Origin of the sequence: Nostoc sp. NMS7, from assembly GCF_017115085.1 — a bacterium.
Taxonomy (GTDB): domain Bacteria; phylum Cyanobacteriota; class Cyanobacteriia; order Cyanobacteriales; family Nostocaceae; genus Nostoc.
Genome location: NZ_JABXKJ010000237.1, coordinates 53842 through 71906 on the forward strand (window position 1 = coordinate 53842; position 18065 = coordinate 71906).

An 18065-nucleotide genomic window follows, 5' to 3' on the forward strand; every position below is an offset into this window, starting at 1 on the left:
CAATATTATCAATAGTTAGGAAATAAAATGAATACAGCAGAATTATTGGTGCAATGCCTAGAAAATGAAGGAGTGCAATATATTTTTGGACTCCCTGGCGAAGAAAACTTGCACGTTTTGGAAGCGATCAAACATTCTTCGATTAAATTTATTACAACTCGTCATGAACAGGGTGCAGCATTCATGGCCGATGTCTACGGACGCCTAACAGGAAAAGCCGGAGTCTGTCTTTCTACTCTTGGGCCTGGGGCGACCAATTTGATGACCGGGGTAGCAGATGCTAACCTCGATGGTGCGCCCTTAGTGGCGATTACCGGTCAAGTGGGAACAGATAGAATGCATATTGAATCCCATCAATATTTAGATTTGGTGGCAATGTTTGCACCTGTTACCAAGTGGAATAAGCAGATTGTGCGACCGAGTATTACACCAGAAGTAGTGCGGAAAGCATTTAAGCGATCGCAATCGGAAAAACCCGGTGCAGTTCACATCGATTTACCAGAAAATATTGCTGCCATGCCTGTTGAAGGCAAACCTTTGCGTAAGGATAATAGCGAAAAAACTTATGCGTCTTTTGCGAGTATTCGGGCAGCCGCCGCCGCAATTTGCCAAGCAGTTAACCCATTAATCTTAGTCGGAAATGGGGCAATTCGCGCTCATGCAAGTGATGCAGTCACACAATTTGCCACCTTGCTGAATATCCCTGTTGCCAATACCTTCATGGGTAAAGGCGTGATTCCCTATACACACCAATTAGCATTGTGGTCAGTGGGATTACAGCAAAGAGATTTTATTACCTGTGGCTTTGATAACACAGATTTAGTAATTGCGATCGGCTATGATTTGATTGAGTTTTCCCCGAAGAAATGGAATCGTAATGGTGAAATTCCGATTGTGCATATTGGGGTAAGTCCGTCGGAGATTGATAGTAGTTATATTCCTAATGCCGAAGTCGTGGGAGATATTTCAGATTCCCTCTATGAAATTTTAAAATTAGCAGATAGACAAGGTAAACCTGATCCCTTTGCCATCAGCTTAAGATCAGAAATTCGTGCTGATTACGAACAATACGCCCATGATGACGGATTTCCGATCAAGCCGCAAAAGTTAATTTATGACTTACGGCAAGTGATGGGACCAGATGATATCGTCATCTCTGATGTTGGCGCACATAAGATGTGGATGGCTCGTCATTATCATTGCCATAGCCCCAATACTTGCATAATTTCCAACGGCTTCGCGGCCATGGGTATTGCCATTCCTGGCGCTTTAGCAGCAAAACTCGTTCATCCCAACCGCAAAGTCGTTGCTGTAACAGGCGATGGCGGCTTTATGATGAATTCTCAGGAATTAGAAACCGCCTTGCGTGTCGGTACACCTTTTGTCACCATAATTTTCAATGATGGTGGCTATGGGTTAATTGAGTGGAAGCAAGAAAATCAATTTGGCAAAGGAAACTCATCTTTTGTGCATTTTAGCAATCCTGATTTTGTTAAATTCGCCGAAAGCATGGGTTTAAAAGGCTACCGAGTTGAATCGGCTCTAGATTTGATTCCCACACTTAAAGAAGCCCTCGCTCAAGATGTGCCTGCGGTGATAGATTGTCCCATAGATTATCGAGAAAATCACCGCTTTAGTCAAAAAGCCGGCGAGTTGACTTGTGGGGTGTAAAAAGTAGAGACGCGATTAATCGCGTCTGTTAGGAGTTGAGACGCGATTAATCGCGTCTCTACAAAAGTTTGGAGTTAGGAGTTATTTATTCCTAACTCCTTATTAATTTCTAGTCCTTTAGTGTTTTGGTAGGGTGCGTTACAATACGATTCGGTTAAAAAAATCGACAAAGCTCAGAGGTTCATCGACAAAGCTCAGAGGTTATTGATTCTAACTCATCAGTAATTTTTACTCTTAATTAATCGTCTTCTGGTCTAAATTTCTGCTTTCATGCTTTTGGGCAATATCTGACTTAATAATAAGTCCCTTAGTATTGAGCGCTATTTCAACTCGGTATTGACCATTCACCATATTAATAGCAGACTACACCGCATATCTGGGAGCATTGACTGAGATAGAAGCGCGAGAATTGATAGCGAGTTCGCTCATTGCTTTCACTGATGAAGATGTAGAGTGGATTTTGACACAAAGTTGCTGCTGGCTACTGTTGTTACACATTCTGTGTAGAGAAAGATTATTTAACTTAGAAGAAGGAGAGAATGATGATAATTGGTATGAGGAAGGATTAAGACAGATAGCACCATAGCACCATTCGTTTAAATCAGATTTCGTTCACTGATAAATTTAAAGAGGAATTGCAGAGTAACTATGAAAGCGCACCGAATTGAAACAAAGTTAACTGAAGACGGAACTTTGATTATCAAAGACCTACCATTTCAGGCTGGGGAAACCGTTGAAATTATCATTCTAGAAAGTCACACTCATCCCCAAGAAGCGAATTTATATCCTTTGCGTGGCAAACAACCTTACCGTTATGATGATCCTTTTGAACCTGCTGTGCCTCTGGAAGATTGGGAAGTCTTGCAATGATTATACTGGATACCCATATATGGGTTTGGTGGGTTCAAGGTGATACAAAACTGACCAAACAACATCAGATCTGGCTGCAACAATATGAATCACAAGGGTTAGGAGTCAGCATTATGTCCTGTTGGGAAGTTGCAAAATTGGTAGAGATTGGCAAGCTAACTCTACCGTATCCCATTGAGGAGTGGTTAACAGGAGCTTTAGCTTATCCAGCAGTGCAGCTACTCGAACTGACAATTCCAATTATCGTTGAATCAACCAAACTCACAGGTTTTCACCGAGATCCATTTGACCAAGTTATTGTAGCCACTGCCAGAATTTACAGCTGCCCGTTACTAACTGTTGATGCCAAAATTCTGGCATATCCTGGGGTGCAAACTCTCAAAAAATAAAAGAGGTTAAGTGGATCTTTACTGCTTATGGTGGCGTAATTGCTCTACTATATAGTCTTCTAGTTCTTGTTTTTCTCTGTTACTAGCATTTCGTTGATAAGTTCTTCCGGTTTCTTGAATAAACTTGCGTTTCTCGCTTGGAGAAGATTTAAGTTTACCTCCAGTTCCTTGCAGCTTTTGCTGTAATTCTTCCCAAGTCTTTTCACCCACACTTTCACCTAGTTTCACCAGTGCCTTTGGTAGTAACATTTTTGCCTGTCTTTGAAAATCTTCTTCTGTCTCAAGGGAAGCTAAATCTATATTGCTGAAGTCGATATCGATTTGAAACTTACTCATGGAATTATATTTGTTCTATTAACGATTATTACCACAATAGGAGTTTACGGCTGATTGCTTCCCAACCTAATTATGATCAGGTGATGAGTATTAAAGCCAAAATGTATCAAATTATAAGTCTGCAATTCACCAAAATTATGAAAATAACAATTCTTTCCTTGTACATTTTGGCTCAAATTATGCTTACATCTGAGATAATAATCGATATCATCGATTTTTCAATAATAATTTAAGACTGCGAGATCAGAAATATTATACGTGTAGTTAATGCGACCTTAACCAGGTTAGCAATATTAGAAATGTTATCTTAAAAGCAAGGTCATTTACTCAAGTGTTGAGGATAATACTATGACTACAACGCTCAAAGAGTCTAATTCTATCGAGTCATTGCTAGGCAAAGAGGCTGAAGACCTGCTTACCCACAAAGCAAAAGTTTCTCATGATTTAATACATTTGCCGGGGCCAGACTTTGTAGATCGAATCTGGCTCAACAGCGATCGCAATCCCCAAGTATTACGAAATCTCCAGCTACTTTACTCTACTGGTCGTCTGGCGAATACTGGTTATTTGTCTATCTTACCAGTAGACCAAGGGATTGAACACTCGGCGGGTGCGTCTTTTGCGCCCAATCCGATTTACTTTGATCCAGAAAATCTTGTCAAGCTAGCGATCGCCGCAGGTTGCAATGCTGTTGCTACCACTTTGGGAACATTAGGTATCGTATCACGGAAATATGCCCACAAAATTCCCTTTATTACCAAAATCAATCACAACGAATTGCTGACTTTCCCGAATCAATTTGATCAGGTATTGTTTGCTGATGTGGAACAAGCTTGGAATTTAGGTGCGGCGGCGGTAGGTGCGACAATTTACTTTGGTTCAGAGCAGTCTACCAGACAAATTCAGGAAATCAGCAAAGCTTTTAAACACGCCCATGAACTTGGTTTGGCGACAGTTCTCTGGTGCTATCTGCGGAACAGTGCCTTTAAACAAGATAAAGATTACCACCTTGCGGCTGACCTCACCGGACAGGCGAATCATTTGGGTGTAACGATTGAAGCTGATATCATTAAACAAAAGTTACCCGAAAATAACAATGGTTACGGTGCAGTTGCCAAAGCCACTGGTAAGAGTTACGGCAAAACTGATGAGCGCGTTTACACAGAATTAACAACTGATCACCCAATTGATTTAACTCGTTACCAAGTACTGAATTGCTACTCTGGGCGTGTGGGGCTGATTAATTCTGGTGGCGCCACTGGTAAAAATGACTTCGCCGAAGCAGTTCGCACGGCTGTAATTAACAAACGGGCTGGTGGTTCAGGATTAATTTCTGGGCGAAAGACTTTCCAACGCCCGTTTGAGGAAGGTGTGAAGCTATTTCACGCCATTCAAGATGTTTATTTGTCGCCGGATGTGACGATCGCTTAGGGAGTGGGCTTGCCGTGAGCATAGCCGAATGGGAGTGGGGAGTGAGGGAGATGGGGGAGATGAGGGAGATGGGGGAGACAAGGGGAAAATAACGAATGCCCAATGCCCAATGCCCAATGCCCAATGCCCCATGTCCCATGCCCCATGCCCAATGCCCAATTAGTTCAAACCCAGAATATTAAAGACTATGTACAAGCTTCCCGCATATGTAGCAGAACCAAGCAGTACGCAAACTGGCAGGGTCAGCACCCAAGCTAGCAGAATATTTCTCAAAGTGTCTGTTTGCAAACCAGAATTGTTCGCTGCCATTGTACCCGCTACACCCGATGACAGAACGTGAGTGGTGCTGACTGGCAGACCGAAGTAATCCGCAGCACCAATAGTTGTCATAGCGACTACCTCGGCGGAAGCGCCTTGAGCGTAGGTAAGGTGGTCTTTGCCAATCTTTTCACCCACTGTCACCACGATCCGCTTCCAACCAATCATTGTACCCAGACCGAGTGCAATGGCAACGGCAAATTTTACCCAATTCGGAATAAATTTAGTTACTTTATCCAACTGGTTCTTATAACTGGTAAGCACCTCTTCTTGTTTAGCATCGGTTAATTTTTTCTGCTTGTCGAGCTTGCCAATTGTTCCAGCTACTAGATACATATCGGTTCGTAATGAGGCAAGCTCATCCTTTGAAAGCTGCTTGAAACTAGTCTTACCAGCAAGCTTATCTCCAATTGTACGACTCTCGACAGCAAGGGCTGCAAATGTTTTGTCGTTGGCTTCGCCAGTTGGTTTGAGGAAGTTGGAAAGCTCATCTGTGAAGTTTTGGCTACTTAAGGATGTTCCTCTTCCTTGTTGTTGCAGCACTGGAATCACAGAGTTGGACGTAGCGGCCAACTGAGCGATCGCTCCGGCATTGGTATCCATATTCAGTGCAAACATACCTGGTAGAATGCCCACTAAGATGAGCATGATCAGACCCATACCTTTTTGACCATCATTTGAACCGTGGGCGAAGCTCACACCAGTACATGTCAAGATTAACAAACCACGTATCCAAGGCGGTGGTGTTTTATTCCCTTCTGGCGCACGGTACAACTCTGGTCGTCTGATCAGTCTCTTCGCCAGCAGTAACAGCAGTCCGGCGCAGGTGAATCCAACAATTGGTGAAACCAGTAGAGATGTGAAAACTTCCTCCGTCTTTGCCCAATTCACGCCTTCGCCAAAGACATGACCCTTAGACAACAATGAATTTGCTAAACCAACACCCATGATTGAGCCAATTAGCGTATGTGAACTGGATGCAGGTAAGCCTAAGTACCAAGTTCCTAAGTTCCACATGATCGCCGAAATCAAAAGTGCAAATACCATTGCGAAGCCTGCACTTGAACCAACATTAATTACCAACTCAACGGGAAGCAGAGCAACAATGCCAAAAGCAACGGCTCCAGTTGATGTCAGCACACCAATTAGGTTCCAACAGCCTGACCAGACGACGGCGGTATTTGGCTTTAGGCTATGAGTGTAAATGACTGTAGCAACTGCATTTGCAGTATCATGAAACCCATTGACAAATTCAAAGCTGAGTGCAAGACCCAGCGCCAAAGCCAGAAATAAATATTCCATTTACCACTTCCAGTAAAAGACAAGAATCCAGTCTGACAAAAATAAGTTGTGTTACAAAAAAAGACTATTAAAACTAGGAAAAACCTGGGATTATGGTAATTGTGTGAACTACCTAAAAAATTATGGTTATAAATACAACCATTTACTGAACAGATTCTCTGATTGCGTCTACTATCTCGAAATAAGAATAGGTTCTAATTACAGTTGCAGATTAATATAGATAAGTTAAGGAAGAATTAAGTAACGGTAAATAATAAATTAAGTAATTTAAATTATGGAGTAGTGAGTAAGGAAGAGTTTTCTAATGCCCAATGCTCACCTTACTTTTTAGATATAAGTAACCAGCCTAGAGGAAAACATTAGCTGTATGATGATTTTCTCAGGTTCAGGCATTTCCTAAAGATGGAGGGGGGATTTTCTCCAATCTTAGAAATATAGTTTTATTAGTATTTACCTGCATTTAATATAACGCGATGCCTTAGACTAGACTGAATGCCATAATGTACCGGACTGAATACATAGATAAATTGTAAATTTTTTTGATTGTCGTCATCAGGCTAATTTCAGGAATATAGCAAAATGATTCTCAGACTGGACATAACTAACTTAATAACTCTCATCCATCCAATTTGCAAATTAGATGGATGAGAGTTAGTGTAGCTCTGACTTCTATCCGTATTTATTTTGGCACAATTGGGATGAGGCTATCTTATTTAACCTGGGCGATCGCAATTACCCAGTAGGACTTGATCACTATTATCTAACGTTTCTCAATAAGAAATCTGGCTGACCACAACTTTTTTGCGATCGCTTCAAAATCTCCGCGCTACAAATACCAGCTTCACCGTTTTTGGAATAACAAAAGAAGACTTCTTGCAAAAATCTTCCCGAACCAGAACAAAAAGGTGCTATACCATCAGCACTAATTTGATTATTAGCATTTACAAATGAATTTTTAAAATCTGTAATTGTGGTACGCAAGGGTTTATTCGGACGCTTATAAGCTGCGGGAATAGCGATCGCATTTTTTAACTTTTTGCTCAATCCCAAGTATTCCGCAGGAGTTTTACCTGAACAAGTACCATGTTTTTCCCATTCATGATCGTAAAGATTATTGCTAGGATACAAATTGGCAAACTGCTGCTTTACTTCCAACGATAATTTTTCCGTAGAACAATTAGCAGGATAACCAGTTTTGTACTGTGGCCACAAACCATGTAGTACAAAACCAAGTTTCTTTCCAGAACCGCACTGCTGCTGGTCACGGGTACCATTTGCTGCACAATAATCTGGTGACCAAGATAGTGTCAGTACATAAAAATCAAATTCACCCGGAGTACCGCGATTTTGAGCAATGGCAGCATTCGGTATAAAAAGACCAGCAATTAACACAGAAGATCCAATGAAAAGTTTCTTGATCTGCATATAAATAGTTAGTTTTCTCTAAAATTAAAACACTACATAAAGTACATTGTTAATAGTCAAAGGTCAAGAGTCAGTAACTATTCGTAATTCATAGTTCCCAATCCCCAACCAGGGTAAGCGCATCTCAAATGCTATTGACATTAATAATATTTTGTCTGTTGTACGCATATTCGTTCTTTCAGACTGCAATACAGATAATTGTTGCAATAACTTCACAATTATCCAATTGAAAATAGATTCAGTTAAGGCTTAACTCTTTGTCAAAGTCAATTTTTTTAACGTAGACGCGTAGCGTCTCCTTGGCGCAGCCTCTCGTAGAGAAGAGTTGGAAGAGAAGAAAGAGAAGGAAGAAACCCTTAGCTGAACTGTATTGCTATATTAGCCCGATTATTTCCAATTCCAAATAAAAAAGTTGGGAAAATGACTATATTCAATTCCCCATATCTCGTAGATTATAAAATATTTAGAGTTGACTAGAATTATTCTGAAAGCAAGCTAGGAGAAGTCAGTACAAAAACATCCCAACTTCCTTTAGCATCAGTTAGTGGTTTTATGGGATTGGCGAAGTGTAAAAATTCATGGTCATTTACCAATAAGAGTTCCCCCGGATTTAAAACTTTGCTAAACACAGGTTTTTCTTTTTTGGCAGTATACAAATGTGTTTCTCCACCTTGAATATTATCTCTATCTACTGAGAAGATGCCAATAAAATCAGTACCATCTTGATGGATACCTTCAGGTGCTGGATTAGCTGAATTGTCTGGCGAACAAATAATTCTAATTTGATGAACTCCGATTTCAGCTTCTGGATGAAGTTTAGAAGAATCACTAAATGCCAAAACAAGATTTCTGAAAATATCAAGTTCTATGAGTGCATCATCTAATTCTGGAAATTCTCTTTTTATGTCACCCGCTAATGGATTATATTCTTTACTTTGGAAAAAGTAGCCATGAGGTAATTTGATTAACTCATTTCCAGAGACTGTGAACCGAGATAATCTTCTCGAACGATAGTTGCCTTTGATATAAGGGTCAATAGGCATATTATTAAAAAATGGCTTAAAACCTTCTAAATTGATCGAATTTACCTTTCTTAAAGTAAACAGAAAAGCATATTCTAATTCCGTTGCTGTTCCCACTTTTTGCATAGGATTTACCTCCTTGCACATTGAAATTCTCCCAGATTTTTTTATGGGAGGCTTATAACACCTAGTATATGCTACTTTTTATTAAGATGTTGTCAATTTAATTATAAAAAATGACACTTTATGATATAAAAATCACTCAAATTCTGTCACAAGGCGAAGTAATACTTAGGACTTACGCAAAACTACACAGCGTAGGGGCAATACCCTGCGGGAAGCTAAAGCTACATGAATTGCCCCTACCCTAAAATCAGGGTTTGGGCTATTGTTTGCGTAAGTCCTGATACTCATAAGTGTATGAGTAGCTGCTGAAAAGATTTGCTGATGGGGGTTCGGTGGAGAAGAAATCGACGTATATTTACTAGCAACAACAAGGTTTCATAATGATTGATTGGCTTTACCGTTACCCACCTTTATATCCAGGTATTCTGCTAAAACGCTACAAGCGGTTTTTTGCTGACGTTCAACTTACTTCTGGCGAAATAGTGACAGCACATTGTCCAAATACAGGGCCAATGACTGGAGTATCGACTCCCCAAAGTGCTGTACAGCTTTCCAAAAGCGATAATCTTAACCGCAAATTGGCTTACACTTTAGAACTAATTCAAGTACATGACAATGAGCCAACTTGGGTAGGTATAAATACTTTTTTACCGAATCGGGTGATAAAACTGGCTTTGGCGAAACATCTTTTCCCAGAATTAGGCGACTATAGCCAAATTAAGGGGGAGGTGGTTTATGGACTTGATAAAAAAAGTCGAGTAGATTTTTTCTTGACGGGGAGTGATGAAGAACGCCCGATTTATTTAGAAGTGAAAAATACAACTTTCTCTGAGGGGAGATTAGCCTTATTTCCTGACACGGAGACTACAAGAGGACAAAAGCACTTGCGAGAATTAATGGCGCTGCTACCTCTAACTCGTGCGGTGATGCTTTACTTTATTAATCGCAGTGATTGTACTGAGTTTTCCCCTGGCGATCGCACAGATCCTATATATGGTAAATTATTACGGGATGCGATCGCTCTTGGTTTAGAAGTCTTACCTTGTCGTTTTGACATTTCCCCCGAAGGTATCCGTTATTTAGATTTGGCAAAACTAAAAATTTAATTACATCTAAATTAAACAACAAATCCATCTAGATCGTGTCTAGATGGATTTGTTGGTAGATGTGTTTACTAAAAAGCATCCAAACAGTGATGGAGAAACGACTATAAATAGTCGCCGCCCCACAAATAGCATTCGCTATTCTAAAGCTTGCTTATGCAGGAATCAAAACTGTGTCAATAACGTGGATGACACCGTTATCAGCAGCAACATCTGCTGTTGCAACTTTTGCATCATTTATCTTGACGCCATTAGAAGCATCAATTTTGACATCTGAACCTTCAACTGTTGTAGCTGTCTTCAGTTTAGCTACATCAGCAGCCAGTACTTTACCTGAGACGACATGATAGGTCAAGATTTTCTTGAGCTTAGGAATATCTTTGAGTAATGCGTCTACTGTACCTGCTGGAAGCTTATTAAACGCTGCATCAGTGGGTGCAAAAACGGTGAATGGACCAGGACCTTTGAGTGTATCTACCAAACCAGCCGCTTGGATTGCTGCAACTAGTGTTGTGAAAGAACCATTATTAGTGGCAGTGTCAATTATGTTGGCCATGTGTTTTACCTAGTTCTGTGTAACCTGTTACAAATTTAAACTATTTGTTCGATAAAATCTATCTATCGTTAGGCGTATGTCAAATCAAATTTTCTATTGATAACATAAAAGTTTATATATATTTTTATCCGAATAAAGAATAATATCGGGATTATTTTGGGCGGATGAGTTATGAGTATTCCTGGATGCGTCCTTTTTCTACACAAAGGTAGGGGCGATCGCTGTTCACTACTATCAACACAGCCCTGCTTTTACCAAAAAAGTTAGTTAAACCGCGTCTATCTTGAAACCTGTAGTTCTTCGGTGATCAAAAGGATTTGCCCTCATCCCCCAACCCCGAATCCCAGATTTAGGGTGAGGGCAAAAACTACGGTTCTCAACTTAGATGAGGTTTAAACAGATAATTAAAACTATTTTGTTGGTATATCTAGGATTTTAGATATTTAATAATATCTGGTAAATTTATAATAAAACCTTTATACAGGATGCAGTTCAGCCTTTATTGAGTATTTAGATGCCTTTGCTTATTGTCAGGATTTCTTAACCAAAAAGGTTGGTAATGAGCGTATTTAACTGATATTATTTCATCACTAAATACATTTCACTGGCTGTTTGTGTAATTCTACTTGGAAATAATAAATGGTTCATCACACTAATGCTTTTAGCGATTGTGATTGACCGTTTATTTCCAGAATACTCAAACTGTCATTTTTCCATGTCCACTGACATCTCTGTGGTTGGTTTTTCCGTTGCCTGCGCGTAAGTCAGGTATGTCAACAATGAGACTTTTAGGTAATATTTTCCTCGAACTATAACTTTTATGAACAGAAGAAGACTTATTGTTTGGATTGCTACGGCAGTTAGCAGCATGACGCTGGTAATAGGCTTGCAGTTTGTGAATTTCTCGCCAGCAAGCTCCATAACTACACTTAACGTATATGCGGCTGTCAGCTTAACAAACGCCCTGAATAGCATTAAGACTCAGTACCAAAATGCTAACCCAGGTGTCAACGTTGTTTATACATTTGGTGCTTCTGGTACCTTACTGAGCCAAATACAAGCAGGAGCTCCAGCAGATATTTTCATTTCTGCTGCTACCGACCAAATAAATGTTTTGCAGAATGCAACCCCAAGTAAATTGGTTGCAGGTAGCCGTAAAAACGTTGTTAAAAATAGTCTAGTTTTGATTGTTCCTACGACACCTGGCGTTAGTGCTGGTAGTGCTGCTCTCACTAGCTTCAATGGTTTGGTCAATGCCAACATTACTGGTATTGCTATCGGTGACTACACAGGTACTCCTCCAGTTGTGCCAGCCGGAAATTATGCCAAACAAGTTCTCACTAGCCGAGGTATTTTTACTGCTGTCAGTCCTAAATTATACCGTGCTAGTAATGTGCGTAACGTTTTAACTGCTGTTGAAAATAAAACTCTTCTAGTTGGAGGTGTAAATAAAACTATCAGTGCAGGTTTGGTTTACAAAACCGATGCTGCCATTTCTAACAAGGTAAGAGTCGTAGACATTGCCCTCACAACAGAGAGTAATCCGATTGTCTATCCACTAGGTATACTCACCAGAACTACAGCTTTATCGACGGCACAGAGTTTTTCTAACTACTTAAATGGTAATACTGCCAAGAATATTTTCAAAAATAATTATGGCTTTGTCCTGCCTTAATCACCACAAAGTAAACCAGTTAAGTAAATACTCATTGTCGTGAATTTTGAACTATTTGGAGTAATGTCTCGTGAAGTTGACTAAAAAAGTTTCAGTTATTGTTTGTAGTTTGACTACTGCCTTCCTTTATACTGCTGTGATTACTAATACTTATAAGTCAGCAGCACAAGCAGAAGGACAAGAGTTGATTATCAACGGGGGATTTGAAATTGATCCTCTCATAGCTCCTAATGATCCCACCATTGCAAATTCTAATGTTACAGGATGGGTTAAATCTGGTGATCCGATAGATATATCAGGTATTACAATTAGCAACTTTCCTAAAACTGGTAATCAAGGTTTATCGCTTGGCTCATTTTCAGGCATTAGCTATATATCACAAATTATCCATACAGTTCCTGGTCAACATTACCAACTTACTTACTATTTAGCATCCACAGAGGAAGCACCTGACCTGAAGAATAAATTTAAGGTTTTTATAGCTGGGCAGAAGGTTTCTGTTAAAAACAATACTCCTTTCCAACCCTACACACAATACAGATTAGATTTTAAAGCCAAAGGAAGATCCACAGAGATCAAGTTTGGTTCCTTAGCAAAGTATGCGTTTTTATATTTGGATGATGTAAGTGTCAAAGCGATACCTTAACATCAACGAGAAAACTATGGGGATAAATAAACCCCAGATGACAAGCTAACCCTCATTCTCAATGTCTGGCTCCAAATCAGGAGGTGCCGAATCCTATAAGTGATTTGCTCCTCCTGCCACCTTCAATGACAATACTTAGAGCCAGCATGGATGTAATTATTTGCTTGTTTTAATTGTCGTAATTTGGAATTATTTGGAATCAAGTTTTATGAAGTTAACTAAAAAACTCTCAATTATTGTTTTTAGTTTTACCACTAGTTTAGCTAGTACTGCTGTGATTACTACTAGTTATATTCCAGTAGCGCAAGCAGAATATGATCCCAACTACGTTGTAGATCCTAGAAACCTTGTTTTTAACGGAGGATTTGAACTCGACCCCCTTGTAGATCCTCATAATCCCGACACTACAAATCCTAATATTACAGGATGGACTAAGTTTGGTGATCCGATGGATACATCAGGGATGAGAATTAGTAATTTTCCTGAAAGTGGTAATCAGGGCTTATCACTTGGTGGATTTATAGACCTCAGCTACATATCACAGACGCTTTCTACACAACCTGGTCAGAAATACGAACTTAGTTACTATTTAGCATCTACAGACGAGCCATCTGACCTTAATAATCAATTTCAGACATTTATAGGTGGAAAAAATATTTTCGATCAAAAAAATATTTCTTTTCAACCATACACGCCATATAAGTTTAATTTCACGGCAGACGCATCATCTACAGAGTTAAAATTTGGGTCTGTGGATAGACATTCATTCTTATACTTGGATAATGTAAGTGTAAAATCTGTGCCTGAGCCATCAACTATTGGAGGAATAATAGTTACTGCTGGGTTGTTGGGAATATGGCTGAAGAAAAAGAAGGCAATGAGTTAGAAAGCTCAGAAAAAAACAGGGAAGCATCTCACTTTCCTAAAAAGCGTTGTCAAACGTCACCCCAACCCTCTCCGTGGGTTCGGAGAGGGAGCAAGAATCTTGTTTCTCATCTGGTATATTTGTTCAAATTTGATAATCTAGTGCAGCTAAAATTCTGCCACAATGCTGATTTGCAGGTACAGCTTCTAGAATCTTTTTCGGTTGGGGTAAGTTGAGGTTTTTCATTAGTTCGATAAACTGGTTGCGGCTGTGTCCAGCAAAACGAGGATTCCAGCACTTTTCTTCGCCAATAGTGGATACTGTCTGTCCTTGGTAGTCGTGACCGGGATATACCAAGGTGTCATCTGGTAATGTAAATAGCTTTTGAGTGACGGCATCATACAGTGATTCAGCGTCGCCGTTTTGGAAGTCGGTACGACCACAACCCCGAATAAACAGGGCATCTCCAGTTAATAGGTGAGTGTCGTTAACTAAGTATGCCATGTGGCTATCAGTGTGACCAGGGGTAGCGATCGCCCGAATCTGCACGTTCCCTAATTCCAACATATTTCCATCGGCAATGTAGTAATCTGCACAGGTGGCCGCAGCATTCTCAGGCAAAATCGCCAAACAACCCGTCAGTGACCTGAGTTTGTCTGTTCCAGTAATGTGGTCAGCATGAATGTGAGTTTCTATACAGTAGCGCAGGGTCAGCCCCAATTGTCGCAATATCTGAAGATCACGTTCGACTTGCTCCAATACAGGATCAACTAGAATAGCTGTTTTGGTTTCTGGATCGGCAATTAAGTAAGTATAAGTACTAGATTCTTTATCGAATAGTTGACGAAATAACATACTAGGTTTCATCAACCCAAAAGTAGTAGCATCGGGTTTTGGATTGAGAGATTTGAGTAACTCCTGTGCCAAATTTGCCGCTTGAACGCGAATTTCTGGAACAGCAGTGGTTTCCCAAAGATTGCCCTTACGCGGTGTCCCCAAGGTGTAGAGCATTTGAGATGTATTTCCATCTGCATCGATCAGCGCACCATTGGGGGCGGTGTCGATTCCCATTGACAAGATGTTGGGACGGATGAGCCGTTGTTCTTGGATGCTAGCGACCAATGGATGCTGCAATCTGCGGTAATCACAATTTGCGCCGGTGCAGTTGATAATCCGCTTCACCTGCAAAAGGATATTTTTCTGCGTCCCACGTTCGCAGATGCTCACATTCACTCCATTCTCTAACTCCTGACAACTTTGAATCCGACCTGCGTAATGGTTCAGTTGACCAGATTCCATTGCAGCATCCATTACTTCCGCAATTCCTTCAGCAATCCGATGACGGTGAACTTCCCAATAAGCTTTGACATGGCGCAGAAATCGCTTCTGTTCCGGTAATGGCAGTGCTTGCCAAAGTTCTGAAATAATTGGGCGCATGGCATCGATTACCGCCCGCCAATCTTGAGCGTCTTGTTGGGTAAGGGTTTGGCGCAGTTCTTGACGTACCAGATGTAGCAGTCCTCGCGCCGTTTTTGGCGCAGTTTCTACATTAATAAATGCCGGATAAGCAGCTGTTGATTTGTGCTTAAAGGGCATCAATCCGTGGCGCGAGACGGTATGAATTTGTCCCTGGAACCCTTGTTGATGCAGGGCAACAACCGCATCTACCATTGTTAACCCAGTACCCACCAGCAGAATAGCATCCTCTGGATTTAAGTCGGTAATTGCATCCGCAGACCAAGCATCTTTAACATAGCGGTTGTCTAAAACGGCGAGCGGTGCAGGCAGAATTGCCGGGAAATTGCCCAACGCTAACACCGCTTTTTGCACATACAAACATTGACCACTGCTCAGGTAAACTATTGTGTTGTGGGGTTTTGTTGCAATGGCGATCGCTTCATCGATAATCTTCTCTAGCTGCACATTAGCCAGTGCATTTACCTGTGCTGCTTTTAAAGTCGCCTGCACATAGTCCCCATAAACCCGACGCGGAACGAAGGTAGATGCAGTTACTTCTTCATGCCCATTTTTGTGCAGCCAGTTGAGGAAGTGATTTGGTTCATCAGCATAAGCGCTCATGTTACCCGCAGGCACATTCAGCAAGTGACAGTCTACTGGTGTCCCGTAAGCAACTCCTCTACCCACTTCCGAATTACGTTCAATCAACTTGATGGATAATGGCATAGTTGCGTTGCGTAAAAGATTAGCTGCAACCAGAGAACCGCTAAAGCCACCACCAATAATGGCGATCGCAACTGGAGAGGCGGTTCGGTTAAAAATGCTGTTGTTCATAGGACGTGTGAGTTGCATTTTCTGCTTTCTACTTATCAATTTACGGCCGATAAATTGAAATTTACGCTTATTGGAAGTTGTTAGGCGGAATGAATTAGTTCAAAAACCACATATGCCCATGAATAAGTGGGAATTGCAGTTGAGTATCTAATTTCCCAAATCGAGAGACTGGTGATCGTCAGATTACACAAACTAAAATCTAGATGAGACAACGTTTTGGAACTATTTATCTAAAATTAATGTGTCTATTGCATCCAAATACGATGCAAATACCGGGGTTTTTAATTAACATCAAAAAACCGTTCAAAAGCGAGAATTTTACCTTGAAAATTGTCAACATTCTCTGACACTAGTAGCATTCAACTTTCAGATAATGTTTGCCTCAATGTCTTAAGAGCGATCGCTGTTAGGGCATTGTCATATAGCGGTTCCCAGGTGGATGAAGTAGATCACATCAAAACCTCACCTCTAACCCCTCTCCTTGGTAAGGAGAGGAGGTGAGGTTAAGCTTTACCTCATTCTTATTAGGAAAAGCAATATAGAGGTATTGAGAAATACAGTAGCCCTAAATCGATTATGAGAAAATAATAAGCTTGTGAATGTCACTAAGTATTGGGTGCAAAATGTGGAAGCATTTGCTAACTGAATTGAACGAAGCCTATGGAAAACTTCGTGAAATCAAAAGCGTATTTACACACAAACTTATAAGGTAATTAAAATGACTTACGATTCCGAAGATGTGCAACAAATCCTTCAAATAGCACTCACTCGTAAACAGGAAGGTGAATTTTCACGAGAAGAGCTTGTAGAAATGGCATCTGAGTTAGGTATTTCTTCTAATATGTTGGAAACAACTGAACAAAAGTGGTTAGCTCAACAAGAAGAGGAAGGTTCGCGGCGCACATTTAATACTTTCCGACGCAGAGCGTTTTGGGCACACTTTATTTCCTTCCTAGCGGTGAATTTATGCCTGATTCTGTTGAATTTAATTACTAGTCCTAGTTATTTTTGGGCTATCTTCCCAGTTTTAGGATGGGGGTTAGGACTATTTTTTCATTGGCAGAGTGTTTATCAGAGTAAAACAGAGGATTACGAGATAGCCCTTCAGAAATGGCGTACAGAAATTTAACCTCTCCCTACTTTGAAAAATGGAGACAACAAGGCACAGCCATGCGCCCCGATGAGTTGGGAGTCATCTTGCACCTACAAATGGCGAAATTTCCGTACTTGATACTCTGCTGACTCCAGTATCGGATAGGATTCTCCCAGTAGTTAGATGAATTTGTCTTCGATAGTCTGCAAATCGGCTTGGGGTATGGCTTTCCACTGCTCCAGCGTTGCCCAACGAATGATGAGGATAAAAAACTCCACCCACAAGGGGATGGAGTTTTTGGGCATGGGGAATGGGGAATGGGAAGAAGTTACCTGTTTGCCCCATGCCCTATGCCCCAAGGGTTGGGGCGGTGGTCACTGAGCGCGGCTGCTATCCCTCTCCACCCACTCAAGGGAATTGAGTTTCCCGCCGCTTTCAATAAATTCTCTATGGTCATTAGGGCTACTCCAAACCTCTTTACCGAGAAATCTAGGAAATTTAACCAGCGCTGTGGGTCTGCGATCGCATTGTATATAACCAGCCATTTTTGTTTCTCGATTGGGCGATGTTGCCAACTTTACTTTTTGCTTTACCGTCTCTAAATCCAGATCAGGAAAGGCTTGCGTAACTTGACTCATATCCACTTATAAGACTTGATATCTGTTAAGAGTAATCTCTTTTTATACCCTATTACATCTGATTGCAACTTAGTATAAGCTATGTAATTGGATTGCTCAAAAACCTGGTTTAGCTTCACGGAAACTAGATGATTTTCTGTAAGGCGCTGAGGTCTTTATAAGAAATTCACAATACTAAAGAATTTCATACCAAATAAATATTGATTTTTTATCAAGAAGAATTCAGCATGAATTAGAGTCCGGCTGATCGATGTAGCTTGCTTAAAATCAGGGGTATAAAAGGGTTTAATACTCACATCTATACTAA

General features: G+C 40.6%; 20 protein-coding genes. 12 read left to right on the forward strand and 8 right to left on the reverse strand.

Annotation, left to right across the window (positions count from 1 at the left end; translation table 11 throughout):
• Positions 1-27: 27 nt before the first annotated feature.
• The 4 genes from HWQ38_RS31215 (at position 28) to HWQ38_RS31230 (ending at position 2930) form a co-directional block, all read left to right on the forward strand.
• Positions 28-1671 carry an acetolactate synthase large subunit gene (locus tag HWQ38_RS31215; RefSeq protein WP_292801594.1) on the forward strand — a complete coding sequence of 548 codons (1644 nt, stop codon included), beginning with the start codon at positions 28-30 and terminating at the stop codon, positions 1669-1671.
• A gap of 385 nt (positions 1672-2056) precedes the next feature.
• Positions 2057-2257, forward strand: a complete 201-nt coding sequence (locus HWQ38_RS31220; protein WP_292801596.1) for a hypothetical protein — start codon at positions 2057-2059, stop codon at positions 2255-2257.
• A gap of 62 nt (positions 2258-2319) precedes the next feature.
• Entirely contained in the window at positions 2320-2541 is a 222-nt protein-coding gene (locus HWQ38_RS31225) for a hypothetical protein (protein WP_292801598.1), read from the forward strand.
• Positions 2538-2930 (forward strand): type II toxin-antitoxin system VapC family toxin, encoded by a 393-nt coding sequence (locus HWQ38_RS31230; protein ID WP_292801600.1) that lies wholly within the window; start codon positions 2538-2540, stop codon positions 2928-2930. The genes HWQ38_RS31225 and HWQ38_RS31230 overlap by 4 nt, the downstream gene beginning before the upstream one ends.
• 18 nt (positions 2931-2948) lie before the next feature.
• On the opposite strand, the gene HWQ38_RS31235 is transcribed toward HWQ38_RS31230, so the two are convergent.
• Positions 2949-3266 (reverse strand): hypothetical protein, encoded by a 318-nt coding sequence (locus HWQ38_RS31235; RefSeq protein ID WP_292801602.1) that lies wholly within the window; start codon positions 3264-3266, stop codon positions 2949-2951.
• A gap of 348 nt (positions 3267-3614) precedes the next feature.
• On the opposite strand from HWQ38_RS31235, the gene HWQ38_RS31240 reads away from it, so the two are divergent.
• Positions 3615-4697, forward strand: a complete 1083-nt coding sequence (locus tag HWQ38_RS31240; RefSeq protein ID WP_292801604.1) for a class I fructose-bisphosphate aldolase — start codon at positions 3615-3617, stop codon at positions 4695-4697.
• Positions 4698-4725: 28 nt separating this feature from the next.
• Positions 4726-4860, forward strand: coding sequence for a histidine kinase (locus HWQ38_RS31245; RefSeq protein ID WP_292801606.1), 135 nt, complete (start codon positions 4726-4728; stop codon positions 4858-4860).
• Here the strand turns inward: HWQ38_RS31245 and HWQ38_RS31250 are convergent.
• The 3 genes from HWQ38_RS31250 to HWQ38_RS31260 all read right to left on the reverse strand — a co-directional run bounded on the left by HWQ38_RS31250 (position 4857) and on the right by HWQ38_RS31260 (position 8890).
• Positions 4857-6317 (reverse strand): inorganic phosphate transporter, encoded by a 1461-nt coding sequence (locus HWQ38_RS31250; protein WP_292801608.1) that lies wholly within the window; start codon positions 6315-6317, stop codon positions 4857-4859. The two genes, HWQ38_RS31245 and HWQ38_RS31250, sit on opposite strands and share 4 nt — an antisense overlap.
• A 756-nt stretch (positions 6318-7073) precedes the next feature.
• On the reverse strand, positions 7074-7742 hold the full coding sequence (locus tag HWQ38_RS31255) for a ribonuclease (RefSeq protein WP_292801610.1): 669 nt from the start codon (positions 7740-7742) through the stop codon (positions 7074-7076).
• 479 nt (positions 7743-8221) lie between these two features.
• Positions 8222-8890, reverse strand: a complete 669-nt coding sequence (locus HWQ38_RS31260; RefSeq protein WP_292801612.1) for a 2OG-Fe dioxygenase family protein — start codon at positions 8888-8890, stop codon at positions 8222-8224.
• 380 nt (positions 8891-9270) lie between these two features.
• On the opposite strand from HWQ38_RS31260, the gene sfsA reads away from it, so the two are divergent.
• Positions 9271-9996 carry a DNA/RNA nuclease SfsA gene (sfsA, locus tag HWQ38_RS31265; RefSeq protein ID WP_292801614.1) on the forward strand — a complete coding sequence of 242 codons (726 nt, stop codon included), beginning with the start codon at positions 9271-9273 and terminating at the stop codon, positions 9994-9996.
• A 151-nt stretch (positions 9997-10147) separates the two neighbouring features.
• On the opposite strand, the gene HWQ38_RS31270 is transcribed toward sfsA, so the two are convergent.
• On the reverse strand, positions 10148-10549 hold the full coding sequence (locus tag HWQ38_RS31270; RefSeq protein ID WP_292801616.1) for a fasciclin domain-containing protein: 402 nt from the start codon (positions 10547-10549) through the stop codon (positions 10148-10150).
• An 820-nt stretch (positions 10550-11369) separates the two neighbouring features.
• Between HWQ38_RS31270 and modA the strand changes: the two genes are divergently transcribed.
• The 3 genes from modA (at position 11370) to HWQ38_RS31285 (ending at position 13756) form a co-directional block, all read left to right on the forward strand.
• Positions 11370-12224: a molybdate ABC transporter substrate-binding protein gene (gene modA / locus HWQ38_RS31275; RefSeq protein WP_292801618.1), complete on the forward strand. Its 855-nt coding sequence runs from the start codon at positions 11370-11372 to the stop codon at positions 12222-12224.
• A gap of 70 nt (positions 12225-12294) precedes the next feature.
• Entirely contained in the window at positions 12295-12870 is a 576-nt protein-coding gene (locus HWQ38_RS31280) for a DUF642 domain-containing protein (protein ID WP_292801620.1), read from the forward strand.
• A gap of 208 nt (positions 12871-13078) precedes the next feature.
• Complete coding sequence (locus HWQ38_RS31285; RefSeq protein WP_292801622.1) at positions 13079-13756, forward strand: DUF642 domain-containing protein; 678 nt, start codon at positions 13079-13081, stop codon at positions 13754-13756.
• 123 nt (positions 13757-13879) lie between these two features.
• On the opposite strand, the gene HWQ38_RS31290 is transcribed toward HWQ38_RS31285, so the two are convergent.
• Positions 13880-16045 carry an FAD/NAD(P)-binding protein gene (locus tag HWQ38_RS31290; protein ID WP_292801624.1) on the reverse strand — a complete coding sequence of 722 codons (2166 nt, stop codon included), beginning with the start codon at positions 16043-16045 and terminating at the stop codon, positions 13880-13882.
• A 312-nt stretch (positions 16046-16357) separates the two neighbouring features.
• Between HWQ38_RS31290 and HWQ38_RS31295 the strand changes: the two genes are divergently transcribed.
• Both HWQ38_RS31295 and HWQ38_RS31300 read left to right on the forward strand, forming a co-directional pair.
• A complete protein-coding gene (locus tag HWQ38_RS31295; RefSeq protein WP_292801626.1) occupies positions 16358-16528 on the forward strand; it encodes a hypothetical protein in 171 nt (56 codons plus the stop codon).
• Positions 16529-16745: 217 nt separating this feature from the next.
• Positions 16746-17156, forward strand: a complete 411-nt coding sequence (locus tag HWQ38_RS31300; protein WP_292801628.1) for a 2TM domain-containing protein — start codon at positions 16746-16748, stop codon at positions 17154-17156.
• Positions 17157-17299: 143 nt separating this feature from the next.
• On the opposite strand, the gene HWQ38_RS40640 is transcribed toward HWQ38_RS31300, so the two are convergent.
• Both HWQ38_RS40640 and HWQ38_RS31310 read right to left on the reverse strand, forming a co-directional pair.
• Complete coding sequence (locus HWQ38_RS40640) at positions 17300-17425, reverse strand: hypothetical protein (RefSeq protein ID WP_366933362.1); 126 nt, start codon at positions 17423-17425, stop codon at positions 17300-17302.
• A 69-nt stretch (positions 17426-17494) separates the two neighbouring features.
• Positions 17495-17758, reverse strand: coding sequence for a hypothetical protein (locus HWQ38_RS31310; protein WP_292801630.1), 264 nt, complete (start codon positions 17756-17758; stop codon positions 17495-17497).
• Between the last annotated feature and the right edge of the window lie 307 nt (positions 17759-18065).

Bases quoted from the DNA above. Each gene is read 5' to 3' on its own strand.
- HWQ38_RS31215 (WP_292801594.1), top strand. From the start codon at position 28: ATGAATACAGCAGAATTATTGGTGCAATGCCTAGAAAATGAAGGAGTG.
- HWQ38_RS31225 (WP_292801598.1), top strand. From the start codon at position 2,320: ATGAAAGCGCACCGAATTGAAACAAAGTTAACTGAAGACGGAACTTTG.
- HWQ38_RS31230 (WP_292801600.1), top strand. From the start codon at position 2,538: ATGATTATACTGGATACCCATATATGGGTTTGGTGGGTTCAAGGTGAT.
- HWQ38_RS31235 (WP_292801602.1), bottom strand. From the start codon at position 3,266: ATGAGTAAGTTTCAAATCGATATCGACTTCAGCAATATAGATTTAGCT.
- HWQ38_RS31240 (WP_292801604.1), top strand. From the start codon at position 3,615: ATGACTACAACGCTCAAAGAGTCTAATTCTATCGAGTCATTGCTAGGC.
- HWQ38_RS31245 (WP_292801606.1), top strand. From the start codon at position 4,726: ATGGGAGTGGGGAGTGAGGGAGATGGGGGAGATGAGGGAGATGGGGGA.
- HWQ38_RS31250 (WP_292801608.1), bottom strand. From the start codon at position 6,317: ATGGAATATTTATTTCTGGCTTTGGCGCTGGGTCTTGCACTCAGCTTT.
- HWQ38_RS31255 (WP_292801610.1), bottom strand. From the start codon at position 7,742: ATGCAGATCAAGAAACTTTTCATTGGATCTTCTGTGTTAATTGCTGGT.
- HWQ38_RS31260 (WP_292801612.1), bottom strand. From the start codon at position 8,890: ATGCAAAAAGTGGGAACAGCAACGGAATTAGAATATGCTTTTCTGTTT.
- sfsA (WP_292801614.1), top strand. From the start codon at position 9,271: ATGATTGATTGGCTTTACCGTTACCCACCTTTATATCCAGGTATTCTG.
- HWQ38_RS31270 (WP_292801616.1), bottom strand. From the start codon at position 10,549: ATGGCCAACATAATTGACACTGCCACTAATAATGGTTCTTTCACAACA.
- modA (WP_292801618.1), top strand. From the start codon at position 11,370: ATGAACAGAAGAAGACTTATTGTTTGGATTGCTACGGCAGTTAGCAGC.
- HWQ38_RS31285 (WP_292801622.1), top strand. From the start codon at position 13,079: ATGAAGTTAACTAAAAAACTCTCAATTATTGTTTTTAGTTTTACCACT.
- HWQ38_RS31290 (WP_292801624.1), bottom strand. From the start codon at position 16,045: ATGCAACTCACACGTCCTATGAACAACAGCATTTTTAACCGAACCGCC.
- HWQ38_RS31300 (WP_292801628.1), top strand. From the start codon at position 16,746: ATGACTTACGATTCCGAAGATGTGCAACAAATCCTTCAAATAGCACTC.
- HWQ38_RS40640 (WP_366933362.1), bottom strand. From the start codon at position 17,425: ATGCCCAAAAACTCCATCCCCTTGTGGGTGGAGTTTTTTATCCTCATC.
- HWQ38_RS31310 (WP_292801630.1), bottom strand. From the start codon at position 17,758: ATGAGTCAAGTTACGCAAGCCTTTCCTGATCTGGATTTAGAGACGGTA.